This window comes from Rhodoferax sp., assembly GCF_037143375.1.
In the GTDB taxonomy this organism is placed as follows: domain Bacteria; phylum Pseudomonadota; class Gammaproteobacteria; order Burkholderiales; family Burkholderiaceae_C; genus Rhodoferax.
The window spans coordinates 1-6,325 of sequence record NZ_JBAWYV010000161.1; the positions used below are offsets into that span (position 1 = coordinate 1).

The window sequence follows — 6,325 nt, forward strand, 5'->3', positions numbered from 1 at the left end:
CCTTGACTTCGCTGCACCCTCTACCCCGTTGACATCGTCTGCCAGCCGTGTTGGCCCGCGATGACTCGATGCCTTTGGACTCAGGACGGTGCGGCATTCAGCGCAGTGAGGTCAAGGCGGAGGCCGCAGGCCGGGGGACACGAACGGCGCTGAGTGCCGCACCGTCCTGAGTCCTGTTTTGTCATGGCCCACCTTGAAATCAGGTCAATTGATTTTCTTCTGCATTATTCACGTCACCCATACGTGAATAGAGATCCTTCATTTTGAAGATCAGAGCTCACCAAAAGCGCCGCATCTCAAAGATAAAATTTATACCAAATCGACCTCTAGCCCCCGTCGTACCTGCGCAAGAAGCTACTATTTGTATAGCAACTCAGCAATCGCCCGGGGGTAGATCAGGTGTTCCTGGGTCAGCACCCGGGCGGCGATGGTGTCAGCGGTGTCGTTGGGCAAGATAGGCACCACGGCTTGCGCGAGGATCGGACCGTGGTCCAGGTCAGCGGTCACCTGGTGCACGGTGACACCGGCTACCTTGCAACCGGCATCCAGCGCGCGCTGGTGCGTGTGCAAACCGGGGAATGCAGGCAACAGCGACGGGTGAATATTCAGCAAGCGGCCCTCGTAACGCGCCACAAAACCTGGCGTCAGGATGCGCATAAAGCCGGCCAGCACCACCAGCGCGGGATTGCCCGGCACCTCAAAACGATCAATCACAGCACTTAACGCCGCATCAAATGCCTCGCGCGAGGCAAAGGTTTTGTGGTCCAGCACCTCGGTGGCCAAGCCCTGCTCCTGCGCAAAAACCAGCCCACCGGCCGCGGCCTTGTTGCTGATCACCGCAGCCACGCGGGCCCCATACTTGTCGTGCCAAGCTTCACGTTTGGCAGTTTTTACGATGGCGGCCATGTTGGAGCCGCCGCCTGAGATCAAAATAACGATGTTTTTCATAGGTTAGCCTTAATTATCACTCTGAGCACTTTTCCCATGACTCTTGCCCCCACCCCCTCTCCGACCCTCACCCCGATCGAGGCCCGCGTGCTTGGCACCTTGATGGAAAAAGCCCGCACCGTGCCCGACAGCTACCCGCTCACGCTCAACACGCTGCTGATCGGCTGCAACCAGAAAACCACCCGCGACCCGCTGATGGAGTTGAGCGAGGCCCAAATTGCCACCGCCCTGGACAACCTGAAATCCCTGGGGCTGGTGCGCGAAAGTAGCGGCAGCCGCACCACGCGGTACGAGCACAATTTTCAGCGTGGCATCGGCGTCTTTGAGCAATCCGCCGTGTTGCTGGGCCTGCTGATGTTGCGTGGCCCCCAAACGGCGGGCGAATTGCGGCTCAACACCGAGCGCTGGTACAAGTTCGCCGACATCTCGTCGGTCGAAGGTTTTCTGGAAGAGTTGCAAGACCGCTCAGCAGAAAAAGGTGGCCCGCTGGTGGTCAAAATGGCCCGCGCACCGGGCGCCCGCGAGCAACGCTGGGCTCACTTGCTGTGCGGACCGGTAGACGCAACCCAAACCGGGGTCAGTCGCAGCAACGACGGCACCTCCAGCAACACCTCGGAGCGCCTCGAACGGCTTGAAGCGGAGGTTTCTCAATTGCGCGAAACCGTGCAAAAACTCTGTGCTGAACTGGGCATTTCACTGCCTGAGTAGGACTGAACAAGTGCCGATGTGGCACTACGCAATCGACCTACTCGGCTTCGTGCACCCGCAAAAAGCTCGCAAACCGGGGCAGGCCGTTAGGCGTGCGGTCGCGGTAGCGGTAGGTCACGGTTGACCCCAGTTTGGGTGGTGCCGCGCGTTCGGCGTCCGTGAAACCGGTGCCCAGAGAGAAACGCTGACCATTGGGCATTTCCAGCACCAGCGCGCCCAGGCGGCCCTTGTTTTTGCCCTTGCCTGGCACATAGGCCACTACCTTGGCGTCTTCGTCCGGCATGGGTTTGAGCTTGCGCAAGGCATCGCTGCGACCGGGTTTCCACTCCGCATCGGCGCGGTGCAGCACGAAGCCTTCGCCACCCTCATCGGCCAGCGCTTGCAGCTGGGTTTGCAGGGTATCGCGGTCCGGCACACGCAACTGTTCAATTGGCTGCAACCAGGGCACGCCCGTCTTTTCAAGCAAGGAAGCAATCCGCGCCGCGCGTTCGTCAAAGCGGCCGGGTTGACCGGGTAAATCAAAAATCATGTAGCGCAGTTCGCGCCATTCGGCGTCGATCGGCACGCTGCGACGCACGCTGGCAGAGAGGGCATCGAAATTGCGCCGCCCCAACCACAGCTCCCCATCCAGCGGCGTTGAGGGCAAAGCGGCCGTAAACCAGGGCGGTGCGGCAATGCGCCGGCCACTGCGGAAACGCAGCGTGTGGCCATCCCAAAAAGCACGTACCCCATCAAGTTTTTCGCTCACCAGGTAACCCAGCGGGTCCAAGCCGACTTGCCAGTTTTTGGCCAGCATGAGCGCCGGTGTCGCCAGCGTAGCAGCTTGGGCGGTGGTGCCATGCTTGCTGGCCGCCGTTGAAGCCAAAGGAAAGAAAGTGGTGCCCAGAAGCAGCGCCAGGAGCGTGGCCTGGCGACTGACGGATCGTTGTGTCATTGTTGGATGTATCCCTGAAACCATGTCGGGGAAAGTGTACGACGCAGGCGCATGCGCCTGTATGAGCCAGCGCAGCTTCAGGCAATCAGGCGCGACGATTTGGGCACATGGGCCATCAAAAATTCCATCTGATCCGCAAGGATCCGGCGATTGCGCAGGATGAAATCTTCCCACAGGCTGGGGATATAAGGCGTGTAGAGCAGCGGCATGTGGGCCTGCTCAGGGGTGCGGTGGCTTTTACGGTGGTTGCACGGGCGGCACGCGGTGACCACGTTCATCCAGACATCAATCCCATTTTGCGCAAAGGGAATGATGTGTTCGCGCGTCAGGTCTTCTTCATGGAAATGACCACCGCAGTAGGCACAAATATTACGATCGCGGGCAAACAGTTTGCCGTTCGTCAAACCCGGCTTCAGATGAAAAGGGTTGATATTGGGCACGCCCCGGGTGCCAATGATGCTGTTGACGGTGATGATCGACTGTTTGCCAGTGAGCGCGTTGTGGCCGCCATGGAAAACTGCCACCTGCGCGCCCATCTCCCAGCGAACCTCATTGGCAGCGTAATAGATCACCGCTTGCTCCAGCGAAATCCACGATTGGGGCAACCCTTGGGCTGACAGTTTCAAGACCTTCAAAACACACCTCCTGAATTGTCTGAACTATTGCGGGACAGAGCGCCACGATGCGAAGCGGGCCGCGTCCTCAACCGATCAGACAGAAATGCAATGAACCCAGCAACCGGGCTCAAAAAGACGAACCCCAGTGCTAAGAGACAATATAACTTGTTTTTATGACACTACGGCTAAACGCGCTTTCAATCACTGCGCTGACGGCCATCAAAAAGATACCCATTCCATGAAGGTTTTTCGCGGCTTTAACCATCCTGGCATCGCCCGTTCCTGCGCGTTGACCATTGGCAACTTTGACGGCGTACACCGGGGCCACCAAGCCATGCTGGCGCTGCTGCGCGGCGAGGCCCAGCAGCGCGGCATTCACAGCTGCGCCATGACCTTTGAACCGCACCCGCGTGACTACTTTGCCGCCGCCAGCCACCGACCCGAATTGGCCCCGGCCCGCATCGGCACCCTGCGCGACAAGCTCACCGACCTGGCCCAAAGCGGCATCGACCAGACCGTGGTGCTGCCCTTTGATGCACGCCTGGCCTCACTTTCGCCCCAAGCATTTATTGACGAGGTGCTGGTGAAAGGCCTGGGCGCCAAATATGTTTTGGTTGGTGATGATTTCCGGTTTGGCGCCAAACGTGCGGGCGACTACACCCTGCTCGATGTGGCAGGTGTTGCACAAGGATTCGATGTGGCGCGAATGAACAGCTACGAGGTACACCGGCTGCGGGTATCGAGTTCAGCGGTGCGCGATGCCCTCGGCCAAGGTCGCATGGACGATGTCACCCGACTGCTGGGGCGCCCCTACCGCATCTCAGGCCATGTGGTGCATGGCCGCAAACTAGGTCGCGAACTGGGGTTCAGAACCCTGAACCTGCGCTTTGCCCACTGGAAACCAGCTGCCAGCGGCATCTTTGTGGTGCTGGTGCATGGACTGACTCCGACCCCATTGGCCGGTGTTGCCAATATTGGCGTTCGCCCGTCACTGGACCCCGATGACGTGAACGGCGGCCGTGTGCTGCTCGAAACCCATTGCCTGGACTGGCCCACCAGCCTCGGTGCAGAGGGTGCCTACGGTAAAATTATCCGGGTTGAACTCCTCCACAAACTGCACGACGAACTGAAGTACGACTCGCTTGCCGCCCTCACCGCAGGCATCAACCAGGATTGCCTCGATGCTCGTACCTACTTTGCCACTCAGCGCCACCATGACTAATACACCCTCGCCTGCTCCAGAATCCGCCGCCAAGACCGACTACCGCGCCACACTCAACCTGCCAGATACGCCGTTTCCGATGCGCGGCGACCTGCCCAAGCGCGAGCCGGGCTGGGTCAAAAACTGGGAAGACCAGGGGCTGTACCAAAAACTGCGGGCGGCCCGCGCGGGTGCCCCCAAGTTTGTGCTGCACGACGGCCCACCGTATGCCAATGGCCAGATTCACATGGGCCACGCGGTCAACAAGATTCTGAAAGACATGATCGTCAAGGCGCGTCAGCTCAAAGGCATGGACGCCGCCTACATTCCCGGTTGGGATTGCCACGGTCTGCCCATCGAGAACGCGATCGAGAAAAAGTTTGGCCGAAAACTGGCTAGAGACGACATGCAAGCCAAGAGCCGCGCCTTTGCCACCGAGCAGATCGACCTGCAACGCGTGGACTTCAAGCGCCTGGGCGTGCTGGCCGAGTGGGACCGCCCGTATCGCACCATGGATTTCAAGAACGAGGCCGAAGAACTGCGCGCATTCAAAAAGGTGGTGGAACGCGGCTTTGTGTACCGTGGCTTGAAGCCGGTGTACTGGTGTTTTGACTGCGGCTCGTCCCTGGCCGAGTTTGAGATTGAATACGCCGACAAGAAATCTCAAACGCTGGATGTGGCGTTTTTGAGCGCCGAGCCTGCCAAACTGGCTGCCGCCTTTGGCCTGGAAGCGCTCAGCAAAGACGCCTTCGCCGTGATCTGGACCACCACCGCCTGGACCATTCCGGCCAATCAGGCGCTCAACCTGAACCCGGAACTGATCTACGCCTTGGTCGACACCGAGCGTGGTTTGCTGATGCTGGCCGAGAGCCTGGTCGAGAAATGTCTGGAGCGTTACCAACTCACGGGCACCATCGTTGCCACTACGCAAGGCAAAAACCTCGCGGGCCTGAACTTCAAGCACCCGTTTGCCCACGTTGACGCCGGTTACGACCGCCTGAGCCCAATCTACTTGGCCGACTACGCCACGGCCGACGACGGCACCGGCATCGTTCACTCGGCGCCTGCTTATGGCGTAGAAGATTTCAACTCCTGCGTCGCGCATGGCATGAAATACGACGATATTTTGAACCCGGTGCAAGGCAACGGCGCTTACGAGCCCGAGTTGCCCCTGTTTGGCGGCCAGCACATCTGGAAAGCCTGCCCGGTCATCATTGATGCGCTGCGCGAAGCCGGTCGCCTGTTTTGCACCACCGACATCGTGCACAGCTACCCGCATTGCTGGCGCCACAAAACGCCAGTGATCTACCGCGCGGCAGCCCAGTGGTTCATCCGGATGGACGACGGCGTGGGCGTTTTCACCAAAGACAAGGCGCCCAAATCGCTGCGTCAACTGGCTCTTGACGCCATCGAAGACACCGCGTTTTATCCCGAAAATGGCAAAACCCGCCTGCGCGACATGATTGCCGGCCGGCCCGACTGGTGCATCAGCCGCCAGCGCAGCTGGGGCGTGCCGCTGCCCTTCTTTTTGCACAAAGACAGTGGCGAACTGCACCCGCGCACGATGGAGATTCTGGACATTGCCGCCGACATGATCGAGCAAGGCGGCGTGGAAGCCTGGAGCAAGGTCACGACCGAAGAAATTCTGGGCGAGGCAGATGTCGAACACTATTCCAAGAGCACCGACATTCTCGAAGTCTGGTTTGACTCCGGCACCACCCACACCACCGTGCTCAAAGGCTCGCACGCCGGTGCCGGTCATGCAAGCGGCCCCGAAGCCGACCTGTACCTCGAAGGCCATGACCAACACCGCGGCTGGTTCCACTCCTCGCTGTTAACGGCGTGCGCCATGTATGGCCGCCCGCCCTACAAAGGCATCCTGACCCACGGTTTTACGGTGGACAGCAAGGGCCACAA

The 6,325-nt window shown here is 59.8% G+C and carries 6 protein-coding genes; 3 read left to right on the forward strand and 3 right to left on the reverse strand.

All coding sequences use genetic code 11. From position 1 onward, the window contains the following. Positions 1-357: 357 nt before the first annotated feature. On the reverse strand, positions 358-948 hold the full coding sequence (purN, locus tag WCG50_RS16355) for a phosphoribosylglycinamide formyltransferase (RefSeq protein ID WP_336900661.1): 591 nt from the start codon (positions 946-948) through the stop codon (positions 358-360). Positions 949-984: 36 nt separating this feature from the next. Between purN and WCG50_RS16360 the strand changes: the two genes are divergently transcribed. Beyond that, a complete protein-coding gene (locus WCG50_RS16360; protein ID WP_336900662.1) occupies positions 985-1,656 on the forward strand; it encodes a YceH family protein in 672 nt (223 codons plus the stop codon). Positions 1,657-1,693: 37 nt separating this feature from the next. On the opposite strand, the gene WCG50_RS16365 is transcribed toward WCG50_RS16360, so the two are convergent. Both WCG50_RS16365 and WCG50_RS16370 read right to left on the reverse strand, forming a co-directional pair. Next, entirely contained in the window at positions 1,694-2,590 is an 897-nt protein-coding gene (locus WCG50_RS16365) for a DNA ligase (protein ID WP_336900663.1), read from the reverse strand. 77 nt (positions 2,591-2,667) lie between these two features. Further along, complete coding sequence (locus tag WCG50_RS16370) at positions 2,668-3,225, reverse strand: HNH endonuclease (protein ID WP_336900664.1); 558 nt, start codon at positions 3,223-3,225, stop codon at positions 2,668-2,670. Between the two features lie 220 nt (positions 3,226-3,445). On the opposite strand from WCG50_RS16370, the gene WCG50_RS16375 reads away from it, so the two are divergent. Further along, positions 3,446-4,429 (forward strand): bifunctional riboflavin kinase/FAD synthetase, encoded by a 984-nt coding sequence (locus WCG50_RS16375; RefSeq protein ID WP_336900665.1) that lies wholly within the window; start codon positions 3,446-3,448, stop codon positions 4,427-4,429. Continuing rightward, a partial coding sequence (gene ileS, locus WCG50_RS16380) for an isoleucine--tRNA ligase (RefSeq protein ID WP_336900666.1) occupies positions 4,422-6,325 on the forward strand: 1,904 nt, incomplete at its 3' end. The genes WCG50_RS16375 and ileS, both read left to right, overlap by 8 nt.